At 66.6% G+C, this 21504-nt stretch carries 19 protein-coding genes; 12 read left to right on the forward strand and 7 right to left on the reverse strand.

Annotation, left to right across the window (positions count from 1 at the left end; genetic code table 11):
• Positions 1-52: 52 nt before the first annotated feature.
• Both ald and aptA read right to left on the reverse strand, forming a co-directional pair.
• Positions 53-1192, reverse strand: coding sequence for an alanine dehydrogenase (ald, locus tag OCH7691_RS00520; RefSeq protein ID WP_085881480.1), 1140 nt, complete (start codon positions 1190-1192; stop codon positions 53-55).
• A gap of 35 nt (positions 1193-1227) precedes the next feature.
• Positions 1228-2574, reverse strand: a complete 1347-nt coding sequence (aptA, locus tag OCH7691_RS00525) for an omega-aminotransferase AptA (protein WP_085881481.1) — start codon at positions 2572-2574, stop codon at positions 1228-1230.
• 152 nt (positions 2575-2726) lie between these two features.
• On the opposite strand from aptA, the gene OCH7691_RS00530 reads away from it, so the two are divergent.
• Together OCH7691_RS00530 and OCH7691_RS00535 are read left to right on the forward strand one after the other, a co-directional pair.
• Positions 2727-3275 carry a cupin domain-containing protein gene (locus OCH7691_RS00530; protein WP_085881482.1) on the forward strand — a complete coding sequence of 183 codons (549 nt, stop codon included), beginning with the start codon at positions 2727-2729 and terminating at the stop codon, positions 3273-3275.
• 167 nt (positions 3276-3442) lie between these two features.
• Positions 3443-6586: a PAS domain S-box protein gene (locus tag OCH7691_RS00535; RefSeq protein ID WP_085881483.1), complete on the forward strand. Its 3144-nt coding sequence runs from the start codon at positions 3443-3445 to the stop codon at positions 6584-6586.
• On the opposite strand, the gene OCH7691_RS00540 is transcribed toward OCH7691_RS00535, so the two are convergent.
• Positions 6577-7641, reverse strand: coding sequence for a quinone-dependent dihydroorotate dehydrogenase (locus OCH7691_RS00540; RefSeq protein ID WP_085881484.1), 1065 nt, complete (start codon positions 7639-7641; stop codon positions 6577-6579). The two genes, OCH7691_RS00535 and OCH7691_RS00540, sit on opposite strands and share 10 nt — an antisense overlap.
• Positions 7638-7997 (reverse strand): DUF952 domain-containing protein, encoded by a 360-nt coding sequence (locus tag OCH7691_RS00545; RefSeq protein ID WP_085881485.1) that lies wholly within the window; start codon positions 7995-7997, stop codon positions 7638-7640. Before OCH7691_RS00545 ends, OCH7691_RS00540 begins: the two co-directional genes overlap by 4 nt.
• A gap of 184 nt (positions 7998-8181) precedes the next feature.
• Here OCH7691_RS00545 and OCH7691_RS00550 point away from each other — a divergent pair, with 184 nt between their 5' ends.
• Entirely contained in the window at positions 8182-9027 is an 846-nt protein-coding gene (locus tag OCH7691_RS00550) for a branched-chain amino acid aminotransferase (RefSeq protein ID WP_085881486.1), read from the forward strand.
• A 37-nt stretch (positions 9028-9064) separates the two neighbouring features.
• On the opposite strand, the gene OCH7691_RS00555 is transcribed toward OCH7691_RS00550, so the two are convergent.
• On the reverse strand, positions 9065-10660 hold the full coding sequence (locus OCH7691_RS00555) for a lysine--tRNA ligase (protein ID WP_085881487.1): 1596 nt from the start codon (positions 10658-10660) through the stop codon (positions 9065-9067).
• A gap of 110 nt (positions 10661-10770) precedes the next feature.
• Between OCH7691_RS00555 and OCH7691_RS00560 the strand changes: the two genes are divergently transcribed.
• Both OCH7691_RS00560 and OCH7691_RS00565 read left to right on the forward strand, forming a co-directional pair.
• Positions 10771-13515: an ATP-dependent DNA helicase gene (locus tag OCH7691_RS00560; protein ID WP_085883416.1), complete on the forward strand. Its 2745-nt coding sequence runs from the start codon at positions 10771-10773 to the stop codon at positions 13513-13515.
• Positions 13516-13591: 76 nt separating this feature from the next.
• Complete coding sequence (locus OCH7691_RS00565) at positions 13592-14002, forward strand: tellurite resistance TerB family protein (RefSeq protein ID WP_085881488.1); 411 nt, start codon at positions 13592-13594, stop codon at positions 14000-14002.
• A gap of 4 nt (positions 14003-14006) precedes the next feature.
• Here OCH7691_RS00565 and OCH7691_RS00570 read toward each other — a convergent pair whose 3' ends face one another.
• Positions 14007-14633, reverse strand: a complete 627-nt coding sequence (locus OCH7691_RS00570; RefSeq protein ID WP_085881489.1) for an alpha/beta family hydrolase — start codon at positions 14631-14633, stop codon at positions 14007-14009.
• A gap of 153 nt (positions 14634-14786) precedes the next feature.
• On the opposite strand from OCH7691_RS00570, the gene OCH7691_RS00575 reads away from it, so the two are divergent.
• From OCH7691_RS00575 to OCH7691_RS00600, 6 genes are all read left to right on the forward strand, one after another.
• Entirely contained in the window at positions 14787-15446 is a 660-nt protein-coding gene (locus OCH7691_RS00575) for a peroxiredoxin (RefSeq protein ID WP_085881490.1), read from the forward strand.
• Positions 15447-15570: 124 nt separating this feature from the next.
• Complete coding sequence (locus OCH7691_RS00580; protein ID WP_085881491.1) at positions 15571-16395, forward strand: sterol desaturase family protein; 825 nt, start codon at positions 15571-15573, stop codon at positions 16393-16395.
• A 42-nt stretch (positions 16396-16437) separates the two neighbouring features.
• Positions 16438-17322, forward strand: a complete 885-nt coding sequence (locus tag OCH7691_RS00585) for an HTD2 family dehydratase (RefSeq protein ID WP_085881492.1) — start codon at positions 16438-16440, stop codon at positions 17320-17322.
• 10 nt (positions 17323-17332) lie between these two features.
• Positions 17333-18385: a CobW family GTP-binding protein gene (locus tag OCH7691_RS00590; protein WP_085881493.1), complete on the forward strand. Its 1053-nt coding sequence runs from the start codon at positions 17333-17335 to the stop codon at positions 18383-18385.
• 9 nt (positions 18386-18394) lie between these two features.
• On the forward strand, positions 18395-18700 hold the full coding sequence (locus OCH7691_RS00595) for an ArsR/SmtB family transcription factor (RefSeq protein WP_085881494.1): 306 nt from the start codon (positions 18395-18397) through the stop codon (positions 18698-18700).
• 94 nt (positions 18701-18794) lie between these two features.
• Positions 18795-19835 carry a permease gene (locus tag OCH7691_RS00600; protein ID WP_085883417.1) on the forward strand — a complete coding sequence of 347 codons (1041 nt, stop codon included), beginning with the start codon at positions 18795-18797 and terminating at the stop codon, positions 19833-19835.
• Positions 19836-19855: 20 nt separating this feature from the next.
• Here the strand turns inward: OCH7691_RS00600 and OCH7691_RS00605 are convergent, their stop codons facing one another.
• Entirely contained in the window at positions 19856-20467 is a 612-nt protein-coding gene (locus OCH7691_RS00605) for an SCO family protein (protein WP_085881495.1), read from the reverse strand.
• Positions 20468-20731: 264 nt separating this feature from the next.
• Between OCH7691_RS00605 and OCH7691_RS00610 the strand changes: the two genes are divergently transcribed.
• Positions 20732-21397: an O-methyltransferase gene (locus OCH7691_RS00610; RefSeq protein ID WP_085881496.1), complete on the forward strand. Its 666-nt coding sequence runs from the start codon at positions 20732-20734 to the stop codon at positions 21395-21397.
• The last annotated feature ends 107 nt before the right edge of the window (positions 21398-21504 follow it).

Raw genomic sequence — 21504 nt, forward strand, 5'->3', positions numbered from 1 at the left:
ACGTTAAAACGCCGTCAGACGCGCGATCGGGCCCGGGCCGCCGGATAAAAGATCACGGGACCCGTTGCGAACCGCCGTTTCTGAGCGCCTCTTCCGGCGGGACGTAGGTTTCGCCGAGGGCGCCCGCGACCGCCTCGTAGGTGAGCTTGCCGAAGGCGACATTGAGGCCGTTACGCAGATGCGGATCACTCGCCAGGGCTGCCCGGTAGCCCTTGTTGGCGAGTTTCAGCGTGAACGGCAGGGTCGCGTTGTTGAGCGCCTGGGTCGAGGTCCGGGCGACGCCGCCCGGCATGTTGGCGACGCAGTAATGCACCACGTCGTCGATGACGTAGGTGGGATCGGCATGGGTCGTGGGCCGCGACGTCTCGAAACAGCCGCCCTGGTCGATCGCCACATCGACGAGCACCGCGCCACGCTTCATCGTCGCGAGATCGTCCCGATGCAGGAGTTTCGGTGCAGCCGCGCCGGGGATGAGGACCGCGCCGATGACGAGATCTGCGGTCCGGACATATTCCTCGATCGCGTCGACCGTCGCGAAGATCGTGTTGAGCTGCGGGCCGAACTGCATGTCGAGTTCGTTGAGCCGGCGCAGCGACTTGTCGAGCACCGTCACCTTGGCTTCCAGCCCCATCGCCATACGCGCGGCGTTGGTGCCGACAACCCCGCCGCCGAGGATCACCACTTCGGCGGCGGCGACGCCCGGGACACCGCCGAGCAGCATGCCGCGCCCGCCCTGGGTAATCTCGAGACTGTGCGCGCCGGCCTGGATCGCCATCCGGCCGGCAACTTCGGACATCGGCGCCAGCAACGGCAGCCCGCCGCGATCGTCGGTGACGGTCTCGTAGGCAATGGCGACGCAACCGGATTCCATCAGGCCGCGCGCCTGTTCCGGATCCGGGGCGAGATGGAGATAGGTGAACAGAAGCTGCCCCTCGCGGAGCATCTTCCATTCGTTGGCCTGCGGTTCCTTGACCTTCACGATCATCTCGGCACGGGCGAAAATCTCCTCCGCCGTGTCGATGATCTCGGCACCCGCCGCCCGGTAGTTCTCGTCGTCGAAACCGATCCTCGCGGCGCCGTCCTTCTGGACCAGGACCTTGTGACCGTTGTGAACCGCCTCCCGGACCGCCGATGGCGTCATCCCGATCCGGTATTCGTGGGTCTTGATTTCCTTCGGCACTCCGATCAGCACGAGAACCTCCCGCCTAACTTGATTTCCTGTTGCGACTAATCAACGGCGCGCAGCACGCCACGCAGCGTTTCGAAGACCTGGTCGATCTGCGCCTTGGAAATGATCAGCGGCGGCGACAAGGCAATGATGTCGCCAGTGGTGCGGATCAGCAGACCCTTCTCGTAGGCCTTCAGGAAAGCGTCAAAGGCGCGCGCGGTCGGCTTGCCCGGAATGGATTCGAGCTCGATCGCGCCGATCAGGCCGAGATTGCGCAGGTCGATGACATGCGGCTCGCCCTTCAGCGCATGAACCGCTTCTTCCCAGTACGGGGCGAGCTCGGCGGCACGCTCGAAGAGCCCTTCTTCCTTGTAGGTGTCGAGGGTCGCGAGTCCGGCCGCGGCGGCCATCGGATGGCCCGAATAGGTATAGCCGTGGAACAGTTCGATGACGTTCTCGGGCCCGTCCATGAAGGCATCGTAGATCTTCGAATCGAAGGCCACGCAGCCCATCGGGATGACGCCGTTGGTAAGCCCCTTGGCCATCGTCACGATGTCCGGGGTGACACCGAAGTACTCCGTCGCAGTCGGCGCGCCGAGGCGGCCGAAACCGGTGATGACCTCGTCGAAGATCAGCAGGATGCCGTGCTTGTCGCAGATCGCGCGCAGCTTCTCCAGATAGCCCTTCGGCGGCATCAGCACGCCGGTCGAACCGGCAACCGGTTCGACGATGACGGCGGCGATGGTCGAGGCATCGTGGAGGGTGACGATCCGCTCCAGCTCGTCGGCCAGGTGCGCGCCCCATTCCGGGCAGCCGCGGCTGTAAGCCTGCTTCTCCCGGTCGTGGGTATGCGGCAGATGGTCGACGCCGTTCAGCAGCGAGCCGAAGAACATCCGGTTCTTGACGATGCCGCCGACCGAGATCCCGCCGAAGCCGACGCCGTGATAGCCCCGCTCGCGCCCGATCAGCCGGGTCCGCGTTCCCTCGCCCCGGGCCCGGTGATAGGCGATCGCGACCTTGAGCGCGGTATCAACCGATTCCGATCCGGAGTTGGTGAAAAAGATCCGGTCGAGATTGCCCGGCATCATCGCGGCGACGCGGGCAGCCAGTTCGAAGGCCTTGGGATGGCCCATCTGGAAGGCCGGCGCGTAGTCGAGCTCGGCAATCTGCTTCTGCACCGCCTCGACGATCTTCGGGCGGCTGTGGCCGGCATTGACACACCAGAGACCGGCCGTGGCGTCGAGGATCTCGTCGCCTTCGGCGTTCCGGTAATGCATGTCCTTGGCGCCGACCAGCAAGCGCGGCCGGGACTTGAACTGACGATTTGCCGTGAACGGCATCCAGAAGGCATCGAGGTTGTTCGCGGGCGCGATCGACTGCTCCGCTGATTTCAGGGCGCTGGACATATCGGGATCCTCCGGCAAGCGTTGCTCGCACCCTAGCAACGCCTAGTAAAATAGACAAGATCGAAAGAATCGCCCGCCCAGTTGCGGGATTCGCGCGTTTTGTTGTTTAATATATTTAACGTTCTCACGGATTTTGCATCGGCGGACAGAACATGGAATTCGATCTCGGCGCCCGCCTCCGGGCTCTGCGCGAAATGCACGGGCTCAGTCAGCGAGAACTCGCCAAGCGCACCGGCGTCACCAACGGCATGATTTCACTGATCGAGCAGAACCGCGCCAGCCCGGCTGTCGGCTCGCTGAAGAAACTCCTGGACGGGTTTCCGATCTCACTGTCCGAGTTCTTCGCCCATGACTTCACGACCCGCCAGAAGGTGTTCTACCGGGCCGATGAACTGACCGAGCTTGCCGGCGGCAAGCTCTCCTATCGCCAGATCGGCGGCGACCTGTCGGCGCGGGCCCTGCAGGTAATTCACGAACATTATGCGCCAGGAGCCGATACCGGGCGTTCGATGCTGAGCCACGCGGGCGAGGAATCCGGCGTCGTCGTGCGCGGCCGGATCGAATTGACGGTCGGCGGCGAACGAACGGTTCTGGAGGCGGGCGACGCCTACTACTTCGAAAGCCGATTGCCGCACCGCTTCCGCTGTGTCGGCGACGAGCCGGCTGAAATCGTCAGCGCCTGCACGCCGCCCAGCTTCTGATCGGCCCAATCGCTGGCATTCCCGTGTACTCGTGTCATAATCTCGCCCGAGACGCGCATTCGGCCGCCAGGGCCGGACGGGCGCTCACGAATCGAGGCGGGAGACCAAGCGCACAACATCCCGGGAGTCAGAGTTGAACGGCCGGCTGTTCAGGATACCGTGCCGGAGTGCTGGAGTTTGATTACATGGCCACCGGGAAATCCGCAAAGGACGCTCGTTCGAGCAAATCCGCGGACCGACTGACCGGCGACGTGGCGGCGCTTGGCGATGCCCTTGACGCGGTCGGTGAAGGGGTCGTCCTGTTCGACGCCGACGACCGGATCACCTATGCCAATTCGCGTCTGCGTGAACTCCTGCCGGGTCTTGCCGACATGCTGGTGCCCGGCATCGGCATCGAGGACCTGCTGGCAGCGAAACTCGATCGCGGCCTGCTGTCGGCGACCATCGAGCCAGGCCCGGCGTGGCTCGAGCGGCAACTCGAGCGCCACCGCAATCCGCCCTCGGAGATCGAACTCGACCTGGCGGACGGACGGATTTTCCGTCTGACCCACCGCAAGTCGGCATCCGGCGGCAGCGTTTCGGTCTGGACCGACGTTACCGAGCGGCGGGCGGTGCGCAACGCGCTCGACGACAGCGAGCGGCGATACCGCGAATTTGCCAACATGAACCCCGCCGCCGTCATCGTTCAGGTCGACGGCAAGGTCGCCTTCGCCAACGAAGCTGCCTGCCGGATGTTCCGGGCCGACAGCCCCGCCGACTTGCTGGGCAGGGAAAGCCTCGACCTGGTAGCTCCCGAAAGCAGGAAACGCGTCCTCGAACGTCGCCGGCATGTCGAGATGACCGGCCAGGCGATCCCCTTCGCCGAAGGCCGCCACCGCCGCCTCGACGGCGCGATCTTCCCCAGCGAGATGGCCGCAAGGCCGGTCTTCTGGGAGGGAAAGCCAGGCACGAACAGCATCATCTTCGATGTTACCGAGCGCAAGGAAACCGAGAAGACGCTTCGCGAAAGCGAGCAGCGCTACCGCAGTCTCGTCGAGGGTTCCATTCAGGGCATCACGGTGACGACCGAGACGGAGCGCCTGTTCGCCAACCAGGCCTTTGCCGACATGCTCGGTTATGACAATCCCGATGACGTCCTGGCGAATCTCGGCCCGTCCGATCATTTCCTGCCGGAAGAGCGCGACAAATTCATCGCCCGGCGCGTTGAGCGGATAAACTCCGGTGGCGTCGAGAAGCCTTTCGAAATCCGGATCGTGCGCAAGGACGGCACGGTCGTAACCGCGCTCACCACTGGCAAGCAGATCGTCTGGTTCGGCAAGCGCGCCGCTCTTGCGACCTGGGTCGACATCACTGACAAGAAGCGGGCCGAGGAGGCGCTGCAGGAGCGCGAGCAGTATTTGCGTGAACTTATCGACGGTTCGATCCAGGCCGTATCGGTGTCCGACGGCGAGAAGCGCCTGTTCGTCAATCGCACCTACGCCCAACTGCTCGGCTATTCATCGCCGGAGGAGGTGCTGGAGAACGTCGGCATCTACGATGTCTTTCTACCGCACAAGGTCGAACGCATCAAGGCCCGTCGCGACCGGCGCCTGCGGAAGGGCGGCCAGAGCGGACCGATCGAGCTCGACTATGTCCGCAAGGACGGCACGACGATCACCGCGCTGGTCGTGAGCAGCCGGATCTCGTGGTTCGGCAAGCCCGCCCTGCTCGGTACCGGCATCGACATCACCGAGCGCAAGCGGGCCGCGGAGGCGCTCAGGACGAGCGAACGCCGCTTCCGCGCGCTGATCGAGAATGCCCTCGACGTGATCGCCATTCTCGACCGGGACGGCGTGATCAAGTTTGCCAGCCCGTCGGTCGAGGTGGTGACCGGCTTCGACCCTGACGAGCTGATCGGCCAGAACGGACTGCTTTTCGTCCATCCGGACGACCGGGACGAGGCGCTCGAGCGGCTCATCAGACTTCATTCCGTCCCGAATGCGACCGAGGCAATGTCATTCCGTTTTCAGCACAAGGCCGGCGGCTGGCGATACCTGGAGACGGTCGGGCGCAACCTTCTGGACGACCCTTCCGTCGACGGCCTTGTGATCAACTCGCGTGACGCTACCGATCGCATCGAGGCCGAGGCAAGCCTGCGCCAGGCCCACAAGATGGAAGCAATCGGCCAGCTGACCGGCGGCGTTGCCCACGACTTCAACAATCTGCTCGCGGTGATCGCCGGCAACGCGGACCTGCTGCGCGAGACGCTCGACGCCCCGCCGGCAGAGCGCCTCCCGCTGGTCGACGCCATCACGCGGACGGCCGAGCGCGGCGCCGGCCTGACCCGAAGCCTGCTCGCCTTCTCCCGGAAGCAGGCGCTCCAGCCGAAGATCATCGACGTCAACGAACAACTGTCCGACCTGTTCGCCATCCTGCGCCGCACGCTCGGCGAGGATATCGAGATCAGGACCCGGACCGCCACCTCGCTCTGGCATTGCCTTGCCGATCGAGGCCAGCTCGAGAATGCCTTGCTCAATCTCACGCTGAACGCACGCGATGCGATGCCGGGCGGAGGCAAGCTGACCATCGAGACGGCGAATGTCACGATCGACGAGAACCAGTCGGACCGGTCGAACGAACTCAAGGCCGGCGAGTACGTGATGCTCGCGATCAGCGACACCGGCATCGGCATTCCGGCGGAGCTTCTGCCACGCGCCTTCGATCCGTTCTTCACCACCAAGCCCGCTGGCAAGGGCACCGGGCTCGGCCTCTCGATGGTCTTCGGCTTCGTCAAGCAATCGGGCGGCCATGTAACGATCTACAGCGAACCCAACGAGGGCACGACGGTCAAGATCTACCTGCCGCGCGCCCGCGGCGGCGGCGAGGCCGACCGGATCGGCCCGGCATCGGACGAACCGGCGACCCACGGCGAACTGATCCTGCTGGTCGAGGACGATCCGGATCTGCTGGCACTGGCCGCGACCCAGCTCGACAGTCTCGGCTACCGCGTGCTGAAAGCCGGCGACGGACCGACGGCGCTCGGGATCCTGGAGCGCGAGCCCCACATCGACCTGCTGCTGACCGACGTCGTGCTGCCCGGCCAGCTGCGGGGGCCGGCGATCGCGGCGGCCGCGCGCGAGAGCCACCCGAAGATGGCGGTGCTCTACATGTCCGGCTATACCGAGGATGCCATCGTCCACCATGGCCGGCTCGACGAGGGCATCATCCTGCTGCAGAAGCCGTTCCGGAAGATCGACCTCGCCCGGAAGGTCCGCGAGGCCTTGGGCCGCATCGGCGGAACCCAGGCCGGGAATCCCGGCGCTCAGCGATGATCGGCGCCGACCGCCTCGCCGATCGAGTTGAATCCGTCGGCGTGAAGCGCGGCGAGAAGCTCGTCCCCGATGCGCCGGACCAGGCCGGGGCCCTCGTAAACCAGCGCCGAATAGAGCTCGACCAGCGATGCACCGGCGCGGATCTTCGCATAGGCGTCGCTGCCGGAGGCCACGCCGCCGACCCCGATCAGCGGGATGCGGCCTTCGGTCAACCGGTAGATCTCGCCGAGCAACGCCGTCGACGTCTCGAATAGCGGCCGTCCACTCAGGCCGCCGCTCTCCGACGCCGCCGGATCGACGAGGCTGTCGGGCCGCGCGATCGTGGTGTTGGACACGATCAGCCCGTCGAGGCCGGTGGCAAGCGCCACCGCGGCAATGTCCTCCCGGTCGGCGACGGTCAGATCCGGTGCGATCTTGAGCAGAACCGGCACCCTTGCCGCCGCCCCGGCGAGCCCGGAACGGGCTTCGGCGAGCCGACCGAGCAGATCCTCAAGGGCCGCCCGGTCCTGCAGCGCCCGCAGGCCGGGCGTGTTCGGCGAGGAGATGTTGACCACCAGGAAATCGGCGAACGGGGCCAGCCGCGCGAGTCCGGTCACATAGTCTCCGGTCCGGTCGGCGCTTATCTTGTTGGCGCCGAGGTTCGCGCCAACGATGCCGCCGCGTCCGCGCCGGGCCCGAAGCCGGGCCTCGACCCCATCGAGACCGTCATTGTTGAACCCCATCCGATTGACCACCGCCCGATCGCGGACCAGCCGGAACAGCCGCGGCCGGGGGTTGCCGGCCTGCGGCAACGGGGTGACGCTGCCCGCCTCGACAAAACCGAAGCCGAGACCCAACATCGCATCGGGCACCTCGGCATTCTTGTCGAATCCGGCGGCAAGGCCGATCGGGTTGGGAAACTCGAGGTCCCAGAGGCGCTGGGCGAGCGCCGGGCGCGACGCCGGCCGGCGGGACAGGGCGGCGACCAGCGGCACCGTGCGCAGCGTCAGGGCATGCGCCGTCTCCGGCGGCAGCGCAAAGACGAGCGGCCGGAGAAACCGGTAGAGTCCGTTCATTCGCCGGCTTCGAAGGGCGGGATCTCGGCGGGGAATTTGTGTCGACCCGCGGCGTCGAGCGACAGCGGCACGACCGAATGAACATGCTCGAGCGACAGCGGCCCGTAGAGATGCGGAAACAGCGCACCGCCGCGAGACGGCTCATATTGCAGCGCCGGCCCGAGCCCGTCCGGATCGACCGCGACGAGCAGCAGGTCCTTGACGCCGCGCCGATGCTTCCAGGCGCTCTCGGCGACCTGGACCGCGGTCGAGAAATGGATGAAGCCGTCCCGCGCATCGTCGGCCGAGCCTTCGTAAACGCCAGCCTTCTCGGCGCGTCGCCAGTCGGCGGCGCCAACCAGGACATAGATCTTCATCGGCCCACCCCGTCCCATTCCCGCAAATCGATACCTTGCGGCCGGACCCTAGACCATCGCGCGGCAGATTCAAGCCGCCGTTCCCTTTCCATTGGCAGCCCCTCGGTTGCAATACTATGCTGGACCGCAGTCGCCCGAATATCGCGCATTCTCGTCGATAGGCGGTTTTTCAAGGAAGGTGGCCATGGCCGGCGTATTTTTCTCTCAGGGCAAGTGGACGGACGAAAATCCGAAGCTGACGGGTCCGATGGACCATGCCTTCTGGATGTCGACCGTCGTATTCGACGGCGCCCGCTCGATTCGGGGCCTTGTGCCCGATCTCGACCTTCATTGCGAGCGCCTGGTCCGCTCGACCGAAGCGATGCTGATGAACTCGCCGCTTCCGGCCGACGAGATCGCGGCCCTCTGCCGCGAGGGCATCCGCAAGATGCCGCGCGAGTCCGAGCTCTATGTCCGGCCAATGGTCTTCGCCCGCGAGGGGTTCGTCTCGCCCGACCCGGATTCGGCGGAATTCGTCCTCGCCGTCTATGACAGCCCGATGCCGGGCGACGGCGGCTTCTCGGCCTGCTTCTCGAGTTTCCGGAGGCCCGCCCGCGACCAGGCGCCGACCGATGCCAAGGCCTCCTGTCTCTACCCGAATTCGCAGCGCGCCCTCCGGGAAGCGACGCAGCGTGGTTTCGACAATGCGATCCTCTGCGACCCGAACGACAATATCGCCGAGTTCGCGACCGCCAATATCTGGATCGCCAAGGATGGCGTCGCGATGACGCCGGCGGCCAACGGCACGTTCCTCGCCGGCATCACCCGGCGACGGGTGATACAGCTGCTGCGCGACGACGGTATCGAGGTAATCGAGTGCCCGCTCCGCCGGCAGGACATCCTGGAAGCCGACGAGGTCTTCAACAGCGGGAACTACGGCAAGGTGATGCCGGTCGTGCGGGTCGAGGATCGCGACTTCCAGCCCGGCCCGATCACCAAGCGCGCCCACGATCTCTATTTCGAGTTCGCAAACGACGCCTCGGTCTTCTGACCGGGGCGCCGCCCGCGTTACCCGATCTTCACGACGATCAGGCGGCGGGGACCGACAGATCCTCGCCGGCCAGTGCGCGTTCGATCAGCGCAATCGTCTCCGCGCGCCCATAGAGCGCGATGAAGGAGCCCATGCGCGGCCCCTGGCTCTGGCCGAGCAGGACTTCGTAGAGGGCCTGGAACCAGTCCCGCAGATTCTCGAAATCGTATTCCTTGCCCACTTCGTAGACCCGGTTCTGGATCTCCTCCGCCGTCGCCGAGTCGTCGAGATCGCGCAATTCCGCGGCAAGCTGATTGAGCGCCGAGCGTTCGACCTCGGTCGGCGTGCGGTAGGCCTTGGTCGGCTTCACGAAATCCCGGTAATAGGCGATCGCGTAGCCCACGAGCCGGTCGAACTCCGGATGGGTCTCGGCCGTGGCCCCGGGCACGTAGCGGCTGATGAAGCCCCAGAGCACCGACGACTCCTCGGCATTCACCACGGCGGCGAGATTGAGCAGGATGCCGAAGCTGAACGGCACCCCTTCGGAGGGCGGATTGCCGGCGTGGATATGCCAGACCGGATTGGCATACTGCTGCTTCTTTTCCTGCCCCGGGAAGCGCTCGAGGAAGCCGTAATACTCGTCGACCGCCTTCGGGATAACGTCGAAATAGAGCCGCTTCGCCTTGCGCGGGCTCTGGAACATGTAGAGCGAGAGACTTTCCGGCGAGGCATAGGTCAGCCAGTCGTCGATCGTCAGGCCGTTGCCCTTCGACTTCGAGATCTTCTTGCCGTCCTCGTCGAGGAAGAGCTCGTAGTTGAAGCCGTCCGGCGGCGGGGCGCCAAGCACCTGGCAGATCCGGCTCGACAGCTTGACCGAATCGATCAGGTCCTTGCCCGACATCTCGTAATCGACGTTGAGCGCGTACCAGCGCATCGCCCAGTCCGCCTTCCATTGCAGCTTGCACTGGCCGCCGGTGACCGGAACCTCGATCGTCTCGCCGCTTTCCGGATCGGCATAGAGCACCGTGCCAGAGTCCGGACGCGCTTCGAGGATCGGCACCTGCAGTACCTTGCCGGTGCGCGGACAGACCGGCAGGAAGGGCGAGTAGCTCTTCTGCCGCTCCTCGCGAAGCGACGGCAGCATGATCGCCATGATGGCGTCGTAGTGCTTCAGCACCTCGAGCAGCGCGTTGTCGAACTCGCCGGCGTGGTAGCATTCGGTCGAGCTCCGGAACTCGTACTCGAATCCGAACTGGTCGAGGAACGACCGCAGCATGGCGTTGTTGTGATGGCCAAAGCTCTCGAACTTCTCGAACGGGTCCGGGACCTTGGTCAGCGGCAGGTCGAGATGCCGGGTCAGCATCTCCTGGTTCGGCACGTTGCCCGGGACCTTGCGGAGCCCGTCCATATCGTCGGAAAAGGCGAACAGACGGGTCGGCAGGTCCGAGATCTCGGCCAGCGCGCGGCGCACCATCGAGGTCCGGGCGACTTCGCCGAATGTGCCGATATGAGGCAGCCCGGACGGGCCATAGCCGGTCTCGAACAGGACATAGCCCTTGGCCGGCGGTGCCTTCGAATAGCGTTTGACGAGTTTGGCGGCCTCCTGGAAGGGCCAGGCATTGCTCGTCATCGCGTATTCGGCATCGGTGGTCATTTCGGCGCTCCCGCGCTATTCAGAAAATGGTGTGAACACATATGCGCCGCCGAACACGGCGTCAACGAGAGAACCGAGCGAATTCCCGCCTGATGACGATGGATATACCGATGACGGCAGCCGAGGCGCTGGCCGATATCCCGGTGCTCGCCGCGACCGCGGCCGGCGCGCTCTGGCTCGGCCCGGACGGCGTGCCCGAGCCGGTGAGTGCCGGCGACGCCGCACGCCGCGCGGCGGCGTCGCCGCCGCTGCTCGTTCATGGCGTCGCCACGGCACGGCGCCTCGGGATCGAGGGCTTCGCCGCCTACGACCTGCTGGAACTGTATGCCTTCGTCCGGCCCGCGATGTTCGCCTTGCCGACGCCGGCGGGACTGGTCCGCGCGGTCGATGCCGGCCGACCCGACACGACCGCCGAGGCCATGCCGATGCTGCGCGAAGCGGCGGCGCGGCTGCTCGGCGAACTCGCCACCGTCGGACACCGCGAGGGACATCGCGCGGCAGCGATCGCCCTGACCATGGGCCGGGCAGGCTGGCCGTGGGGCGAGCCGGTGCTGGCGGCGCTCAGCACGTTCGAGGGCGGCGGACGGTTCGGCGGCCTCGATATCTGGAACGCGCTCGAGGAATGGGCCGATTTCGCGCCGCCACCGCCGCCGGACGATCAGCCGGTCAGCGAGGCGGAGACGCGCGAACGGCTGTCAGAGCTGCTCGGCGGAGGATCGGAAAGCCGCCCGGCCCAGGCCGACTACGCCGCCGCCGCCTCGTGGGCCTTCACGCCACGCGACCAGGCCGGCGAGCCGCGCATGGTGCTGGCCGAGGCCGGGACCGGCATCGGCAAGACGCTCGGCTATATCGCGCCGGCCAGCCTCTGGTCCGAGAAAAACGGCGGCACCGTCTGGCTCTCGACCTATACCCGGAACCTGCAGCGCCAGATCGACGGCGAGTTCGACCGGCTCTATCCCGACCCGGCGAAGAAGGCGCGCAAGGTCGTCGTGCGCAAGGGCCGGGAGAACTATTTCTGCATCCTCAATTTCGAGGAGGCGGTGCAGGGCGGCGCGGCGCGCACGGGCGAGCGGGTGGCGCTCGGGCTGATGGCACGCTGGGCCGGTGCGACACGCGACGGCGACATGGGGGGCGATTTCCCCGCCTGGCTGATCGAGCTGTTCGGGAGGGCCCGGACCATCGGCCTCACCGACCGGCGCGGCGAATGCGTCTACGCGGCATGTCCGCATTACCGGCGCTGCTTCATCGAGCGGTCACAACGCAAGGCGCGCCGCGCCGACACGGTGATCGCGAACCACGCCCTCGTGATGCTGCACGCGGCGACCCGGGGCGACGACCGCGAGATGCCCAGCCGTTATGTCTTCGACGAGGGTCATCATCTGTTCGACGCGGCTGACAGCGCCTTCTCGGCCCATCTCGGCGGCCAGGAAGGCAACGACCTGCGACGCTGGATCCGCGGCCCGGAGGGCAGCCGGCGCAGCCGGGCCCGCGGCATCACGCGGCGGATCGGCGACCTGGTGATCGACCGCGCGACCGCCGCCGAGGCGCTGTCGCGGGCTGTCGAGGCGGCGGCCATCCTGCCCGGCGAAGGCTGGCAGACGCGCCTCAAGGATGGCAACGAGATGGGCCCGGCCGAGGCCTTTCTCGGCCTTGTCCGCCGCCAGGTCTATGCCCGGGCGCGCGGCGCCGACGGCCCTTACGCGATCGAATGCGGCACGGCCGAGCCGGTGCCCGGCCTGATCGAGGCGGCGCGGACGCTGGCCCAGGCGCTCGACGACATTCTGAGCCCCCTGAAGGCGCTCGCCGGCGACCTGGCGGCGCTGATCGAGGACGAGACCGCCGAGATCGACAGTGGCACCCGGGTCCGGCTGGAGGCGGCGGCGCAGGGAATCCGGCGGCGTACCGAGCATCAGCTCGCTCCCTGGATCGAGATGCTCAACGGCCTCTCGGCGGCCACACCACCGGCCTTCGTCGACTGGTTCGCGGTCGACCGGATCGGCGGCCAGGACAGCGATGTCGGCTTCCACCGCCACTGGATCGACCCCACCAAGCCGTTCGCCGAAGCCGTGCTGAAGCGCGCCCACGGCGTCGTTGTCACCTCGGCCACCCTGGGCGACCGCGGGGTCGGCTCGGACGACGACTGGCATGCCGCGGAGGTCCGCACTGGCGCCCTGCACATCACCCTTCCGGCAAAACGGGTGAGCATCGCCTCGCCCTTCGACTATGCCGAACGAACCCGTGTGTTCGTGGTCAACGACGTCCGGCGCGACAATGTCGGCCAGGTCTCGGCGGCCTTCCGCGACCTGTTCATTGCCGCCAATGGCGGCGCCCTCGGCCTGTTCACGGCGATCTGGCGGCTCCGCGCGGTCTACGAACGGATGGCACCGGCGCTCAACGCCCACGGAATTCCGCTTTACGCCCAGCACGTCGATGCGATGGATACCGGGACGCTGGTCGACATCTTCCGGGCGGAACGGGATTCCTGCCTGCTCGGCACCGACGCGGTGCGGGACGGCGTCGACGTCCCGGGCCAGGCACTGCGCCTGCTGGTCTTCGACCGGGTTCCCTGGCCGCGACCCGACATCCTGCATCGGGCGCGCAAGGCCGCCTTCGGCGGCAGCGCCTATGACGACATGCTGACCCGACTGCGGATCAAGCAGGCCTTCGGCCGCCTCTTGCGCCGGGGCGACGATTACGGCGTCTTCGTCATGCTGGACGCGATGCTGCCGACGCGCCTGCTGAGCGCCCTGCCGCCCGGCGTTCCGGTCGCCCGCGTCGGAATCGCGGAAGCGGTTGCCGAGACGCGGGCAATGCTTGACCGGTTCGGCGAGAAGCCTGTATCTGCCGCCAAATAGCTTGGCAATCGAGCCATCCACCCCATATGGTCCGCGAAACGGGATACCGGACCAGGAACCAGGAGTAAGAAGCTCTATGTCGACGATCAGCCATCAGACAGCACTGGTTTACACGATGGTGATCGTGTCCGCTGCCGATCGCAACATGACCGACAGCGAAATCCTGACGATCGGCGAAATCGTCAGGACCCTGCCGGTTTTCCGCGACTACGACAGGGATCTGCTGCCCACCGCCGCCGCCGATTGCGCGGCGATGCTGGGCCAGGACGAAGGTCTCGAGGCGGTCCTCGGGCTGATCCAGGAGGCGCTTCCCGAACGACTTCGGGAGACCGCCTACGCGCTCGCCTGCGACGTCGCCGCCGCGGACGAGAGCCTCGGCCAGGAGGAGCTCCGCCTGCTCGAGATCATCCGCCACCGCCTCGACATCAATCGCCTGCATGCCGCGGCGATCGAGAAGGGGGCGGCGGCGCGCTACGCGCACGCCTGATCCGCTAGCCTCCGCACGCGGCCAGAAATGCGTCGACCGCCTCGATCGCGGCAGCCAGGTTATCCGCTTCCGTGAGGCCCGAGGCCTTGCGCGGCCTGAATCCGTGATCGCCGTCGGTCATCCAGGTGAACCGGATCGCCGGCGATAACGCGTAGCCCTCGACGTCGGCCCTGCCCCCGAAACTGTCACGTTCGCCCTGCACGATTAGGGCCGGCGTGCGGAGCGTTTCCAGGTGCGCGGTCCGAAGCTTTTCCGGCTTGCCCGGCGGATGGAACGGATAGCCCAGGCAGACCAGCCCGCGCACCCCGCATTCGTCGGCGACGAGGCTTGCCATCCGGCCACCCATCGATTTGCCGCCGATCACCAGACCGGAGCCGCCCCCCAGTTCGGCGACGATGGCGCGCCAGCATTCGAGCAGCACCGGCTGCCGGTCGGGCGGCTTTTTCCGGCCGCTCGCACGCCGCTCCACCATATACGGAAACTCGAATCGGGCGACGCGACGGCCGCGCGCGCCGAGGCCCTGCGCGACCGCGGCCATGAAGGGGCTGTCCATGGGTGCACCCGCACCATGCGCGAGCACCAGGGTGAACGGCGCATCCTTCGGCCCGTCGAACAGGATTGCGGCGCTCACGCCGGCTCTCCCCCATAACGGCACGGAACGCGGCAAACTATATTTGACATTTTCTTCCTGTTATTCTGTGTATAATACACCCAGTAGTAGATATCGCAGTTGTGTCGACCTATATCACCCTACGATACGAAACTTCAGCGAGGACGTCTGGCAATGACCATTCGAATCAACAGCATTGCGCCCGATTTCAAGGCGGAGACCACCCAGGGACCGATCAGCTTCCATGACTGGATCGGCGATGGCTGGTGCATCCTGTTCTCACATCCAAAGGATTTCACCCCGATCTGCACGACCGAACTCGGCTTCATGGCGGGCCTGGAGGACGAGTTCAAGAAGCGCAACACCAAGATCATCGGGATCAGTGTCGATGGCGTCGGCGAACACGAGAAATGGGCCGGTGACATTCAGAAGTCCCAGGGCCACAAGGTCAATTATCCGCTGATCGGCGATCCGAAGCTCGAGATCGTGAAGGCCTACGACATGTTGCCCGAGGACGCCGGCTCGACCGCGGCCGGGCGGACCGCGGCCGACAATGCGACGGCGCGCTCGGTCTTCATCATCGGCCCGGACAAGCGGATCAAGGCGATGCTCGTCTATCCGATGAGCTCGGGCCGTAACTTCAACGAGATCCTGCGTCTGCTCGATTCCTGCCAGCTCACCGCGAAGGAACAGGTGGCGACGCCGGTCAACTGGCAGCCGGGCGAGGACGTCGTGATCCTGCCGTCGGTCTCCGATGCCGATGCGAAGAAGAAATATCCGGACGGCTGGAAGGCACCGCTCCCGTATCTGCGGATCGTGCCGCAGCCGCGCTGAGCCTGCGCCGGGCGCTTCGCGGAACCGGGCCGGCTGCACGCGCCGCCGGTCCGGTGCCGGCTTCAGCCGGGAGACATCGAATGACGCACCCGATGACTGACGTCGACCCGGAGCCGGTACGCCCATGGATTACCTGATCGCGCACGAGGCAAGTATCCGGCTTTCCGCGTTCGCCGGGATCTTCCTGGTTATGGCGCTGTGGGAGATCGCGGCGCCGAAGCGCGCCCTGGTCGCCGGCAAGGCGCTGCGCTGGTTCGGGAATATCGGGATCAGCGTTCTCAACACGCTGATACTGCGTTTCCTCTTCCCGCTGCTGGCGGTCGGCCTCGCGCTGCTCGCCGAGGAACGGGGATTCGGGCTGTTCAACTGGCTCGGCCTGCCGGACTGGCTGGCCATCCCGCTCGCCGTCATCCTGCTCGACCTGGTGATCTACTGGCAACATGTCGCCTTTCACCATGTGCCGCTGCTCTGGCGCATGCACCGGATGCATCATGCCGATCTCGATATCGACGTCACCACGGGCGCCCGCTTCCATCCGCTCGAGATCGCGCTCTCGATGCTGCTCAAGCTCGCTGTCGTCGCGGCTCTCGGCGCGCCGGCCGTCTCCGTCATCCTGTTCGAGGTGATCCTCAGCGGCATGGCGATGTTCAATCACAGCAATGTCCGCATGCCGACGCTACTCGACAGGTCGCTTCGCCTGCTCGTCGTGACGCCGGACATGCACCGGGTCCATCACTCGATCCACCGGGACGAACACGACAGCAATTTCGGCTTCAACCTGTCCTGCTGGGATCGCCTGTTCGGCAGTTACCGCGTCGCCCCGCGCGACGGTCACGAGGGCATGACGATCGGGCTCAGGGCGTACCAGGCGGTGCGCCGCCAGACCCTGCCCTGGATGCTCTGGCTGCCGTTCGGCCCGCTCCGCCCGGGCAGCGGCGAGGACGGCTAACATCGCCTTGTCTTTGCCCCGGGCGGGCGGCAAAGTCCGACCATGACCGAACAATCCCGCTACCAGGACTGGATCGGCCGGGCCGAGACGGCGCTCGACGTCCTCGACCCGGTCCGCGTCGCGGCGCTCAACGCCACCATCGGCGAGACCGGGAAGCCGATGGGGATGCCGGCCGCCGGCGACCCGCTGCCGCCCGGCGCGCAGTGGCTCTATTTCTGGCCGCTCGCGCCGATGTCGGAGGTCGGCCCGGACGGCCACCCGAAGCGCGGCGGCTTCCTGCCGCCGGTCAGCCTGCCAAAGCGGATGTGGGCGGGCGGGCGGTTGCGCTTTCACCAGCCGCTCATCGCCGGCGCGCAGGCCACCCGGCGCTCGGAGATCCTGTCGGTTTCCGGGAAGGATGGCCGCAGCGGCCCGCTGGTCTTCGTCACCGTCGCCCACGAATTCCTGGTCGATGGCAGTCTCTGCCTGCGCGAGGAACATGATATCGTCTATCGCGACGACGCGCCGGCGTCGCGGAAGCCCGCCGCAGCGAAGGACGCGACAACCGACCCGGCCGCCGAGGCGCCCGGCGACATCGTTGCCCGCCGCGCGATCGATCCGGATCCGGTCATGCTGTTCCGCTATTCGGCGCTCACCTTCAACGGCCATCGCATCCACTACGACCGGGACTATTGCCGCGATGTCGAGGGCTATCCCGGGCTGATCGTGCACGGCCCCCTGATCGCCACCTTCCTGATGGATCTGTGCCGTCGCGAGGGCCCGGCACCGCTCACGGAGTTCGAGTTCCGGGCGCTCCGACCGCTGTTCGACGGGGAGCGCTTCGAGACGATTGCGGTCGCCGCGCCGGACGGCGGCTGGGCACTCCGCGCGGCGCGACCGGGGAAGGCGCCGAACATGACGGCCACGGCCCGCTTCGGTACACGCTGAAGGGCGGTTCATGATCGATCGGCCGCCCGTTCCCGTCACCGTTCTGACCGGCTTTCTCGGCTCGGGGAAATCGACCGTGATCGGCCGGTTGCTCCGCGACCCGGCGCTCGCCCGCACCGCTGTCATTGTCAACGAATATGGCGAGGTGCCGATCGATCACGCACTGGTCCGGGCGGCGGAAGAGAATCTGGTGACGCTCAACTCTGGCTGCCTCTGCTGCACCCTTCGCGGCGACCTGGTCGAGACCCTCGGCGACCTGATCGCTCGCCGCGCCAAGGCTGAGATCCCGGATTTCAACCGCGTCCTGGTCGAGACCACCGGCCTCGCCGACCCGGCGCCGATCCTGCACACGCTGATGAGCGAGCCGTTGCTCGTGCGGCATTTCCGTCTCGACGGCATCGTGACGACCATCGACGCCGTGCACGGGCTGTCGCAGATCGAGCGCCATCCGGAAGCGGTCAAGCAGGCCGCCGTCGCCGACCGGTTGCTGCTCACGAAGGGCGATCTCGTCGATGCCGCGCGCCTGGCGGCACTGACCGCGAGGCTCGGCGATCTCAACCCGGCGGCCCGCCCGATCCGGGTCGATCACGGCGACGTCGCCGCGGCCGCGATCCTCGATGCCGGGCTGTTCGATCCGGCGCGGAAGACCGCCGATGTCCGGGGCTGGCTGCGCGAGGAAGCCTATGCCGCGACGTCCGCCGACGGTCATGCGCACCATCATGACCACGGGGCCGGCCCCGCGCACGACGGCAATCACGGCGACGCGGTCGACAGTTTCTGCCTGTTCTTCGACGCGCCGCTGGAATGGGACGATGTCGCCGCCTGGCTCGACTTGCTGGCCTCTTTGCGCGGCGACGGACTGCTCCGCATGAAGGGCATTCTCGATATCAGGGGCGAGGAGAGGCCGGTGGTGATCCACGGCGTCCAGCATCTGTTTCACCCGCCGGCCCTGCTCGATGCCTGGCCCGACGACGACCGGCGGAGCCGCATCGTCTTCATCACCCGCGATCTGGATCGCGCCGTCGTCACGCAGACGCTGGCGGCGATTCGCGGAGGCGGGTAAGCTCGCGCCATGACCACCGACGACGCCGCCAAATGCCTCGAAGCGATCGGCAGTCCCGCCCGGCTGGAGATCTTCCGCCTGCTCGTGAAGGCCGGACCCGACGGCCTGAAGGTCGGCGATATCCAGCGCACGCTGGACATTCCCGCCTCGACGCTCTCGCATCATCTGAGGAAGCTCGTGCAGGAGGGGCTGGTTGCCCAGACCCGCGAGGCGACGACGCTCTATTGTTCGGCCGAGTTCGAGCGCATGAACGATCTTGTTTCCTTCCTGACCGACGAATGCTGCATCGGCGTGGACGGCCCGTCGCGCGGCTGAGCCGCGACGCGGATCCCGCTGGATCAGACCGCTCTTGACTGGGGGCAGCGCTCGGCCCTATATTTCTATTATTCTGGAAATACAGGTGATGTCGATGACCCAGCTCGAATCAACCCTCCGCTCCGTCGCACGACTTGCCTTGCCGGTCGACCGGGTCGCGGCGGCTTTCCTGGCGGCGGTCGCCCTGCTCGCGGTCAGCGTTCCCGATCAGGCCGTGGAAAGTCTTGAATTCACCGCGCTGAGCCTGCTCCGCATCGCCCCCTTCATCGCGCTGTCGGTCCTCATCGCCGCCGCGGCGACGGCATCGGGCGCGGACGGCGTGATCGCCCGGGCTTTCGAGGGCAAGCCGCTCCAGGTCATTGTCGCCGGCGCCCTGGTCGGTGCGCTCTCGCCCTTCTGCGGGTGCGGCGTGATCCCGTTGATCGCCGCCCTGCTTGCCGCCGGGGTGCCGCTGCCCGGCGTGATGGCCTTCTGGCTCGCCTCGCCGATCATCGACCCGGAGATGTTCGTGCTCACAGCCGCCGGGCTCGGCCTCGAATTCGCCGTCGTGAAGACCGTCGCGGCCATCGCCATCGGTCTCGTCGGCGGCTTCACGATCCTCGCGCTGAACCGCGCGGGCTATCTGTTCGAGCCGATGAAGCCGGGCGCCGCGGGCAGCGGTTGCGGCGGTCCGAAACTCGCGGCACGGCCGCACTGGCGGTTCTGGGACATGGAAGAGCGGCGCCGCAAGTTTGCCGTCTCCGCGCGTGAGGCCGGCTGGTTTCTTGGCAAGTGGCTGGCGCTCGCCTTTCTTGTCGAAAGCCTGATGGTCGCCTGGGCCCCGGCGGATGCGATCGCCGGCTGGTTCGGCAGCGGCGAAGGCGCCGCGATCCCGCTTGCCGCGCTGATCGGCATTCCGGCCTATCTGAACGGCTATGCCGCGATCCCGACGGTCTCGGGCCTCATGGAACTCGGCATGGGCAAGGGGGCCGGCCTCGCATTCATGCTGGCCGGCTCGATCACCAGCATTCCGGCCGCGATCGCGGTCTGGGCGCTGGCCCGGCGCGCCGTGTTCTTCTGGTATCTGGCCCTGGCCTACGTCACCGCGGTGGGCGCCGGCGAGGCCTATCGCCTCTTCGGACAGCTATCCGGCTGACCGGGCTCCCGGGCCCAAGGTCAGAGGTATTCGCGAATGCCCCTGGCGATCTCTTCCGGCGTCGTGGCATGGCCGAAGGCAGTGATGAACTTGCCATCCCGGCCCATCAGATAAAGGAAGGAGAGATGGTCGACGAGATAGTTCTCAGGATCCTTGTCGGGATCGACCTTGCGGAAATAGACGCGATAGCGCTTCGCGACCTCGGCGACCTGCTCCTCCGTGCCGCGGAGGCCGATGAAGCGGGGTCCGAATGCATCCATATACTCGGCCATCACCTGCTGGCTGTCCCGGTTCGGATCGACAGTGATGAAGATCGGCGCCACGTCATCGGCGTCGTCGCCGAGGATATCGAGCGCCACCGCCTCGTTCTGCAACGAGGTCGGACAGACGTCCGGGCAGAAGGTGTAGCCGAAATAGACCAGCATCAGCTTGCCGCGGAAATCGGTGTCTGAGACCGTGTGGCCATCCTGCGCGACAAGCGTGAACGGACCGCCGACATCGGCGGTTCCCTGTCCCCGGTTGCCGTCATCGGCGAATCGTTGAAGGATGCCGCTTTCATAAACCTGCCAGCCGGCGATCCCGGCGAGGCCGACGACGATGAGGATTCCAAGGACAAGGGGGAGATGTTTCATGATTCCCGGACGCTGGTGACAGTCAACCCAATATAGGGAACGTCTCGCCGGGTGGAAGGCCACCCTGAATCCGGTCGCTGCGTCATACCGTCGCTGAATTCAGGAAACCCGGCCGCGGCAGTCACACGTGAGGGGGAAGCCATAGTCGCCGCGGCCGGGTCGGCTGGGGGCCTGAACAGTTTGAATATCGCTGGCGACAAAGGCGATCACATGTTCTCATTGCGGCCATTTTGCGGCAGTTCGCCAGCGACATACGGGGCTTAAATGCGCATCAAATCCACGGTTCTCGACGACCGCCTCCATGCCTATCTCATGCGCGTCGGCATCCGCGAGACGCCGGCCCAGGAGGCGCTTCGCGCGGAAACCGCGACCATGCGCTTCGGCGGCATGCAGATCGCCCCGGAACAGGGCGCCTTCATGCAGTTCCTCGTGCGCCTGACCGGCGCCAGGCGCTATCTGGAGGTCGGCGTCTTCACCGGCTACTCATCGCTCGCCGTAGCGCTCGCATTGCCCGCCGACGGCCGGATCACGGCCCTCGACCTGTCCGCGGAATATACCGACATCGCCCGCCGCTACTGGGCCGAGGCAGGCGTCGCCGACCGTATCGACCTGCGACTCGGCCCGGCGCTCGACAGCCTTGCCGCGCTGGAGCGCGACGGCGCCGCCGACAGCTTCGACATCGCCTTCATCGATGCCGACAAGTCGAACTACGACGGATATTACGAGGCCGCGTTGCGCCTGGTCCGGCCCGGCGGCACGATCCTGATCGACAACGTTCTCTGGGGCGGCGCCGTCGCCGATCCGGCGGCCGACGACGAGGACACGCGGGCGATCCGCGCGCTCAACGAGAAGCTGCACCGCGACCCGCGGATCGACTGCTCCATATTGCCGATCTCGGACGGGCTGACCCTGGCCCGGCGGCGGAGTTGAATCGGCTTGGCATGACGGGATACCCGCGCGCATTGACGCCCGCCGAAGTCAACGCTAGCGTGCCGTCACCCATCACGTCACAGGGCCCAGCCGGCCAGCGAGCCGCC

It is taken from the genome of Oceanibacterium hippocampi (genome assembly GCF_900172325.1).
GTDB lineage: Bacteria > Pseudomonadota > Alphaproteobacteria > Sneathiellales > Sneathiellaceae > Oceanibacterium > Oceanibacterium hippocampi.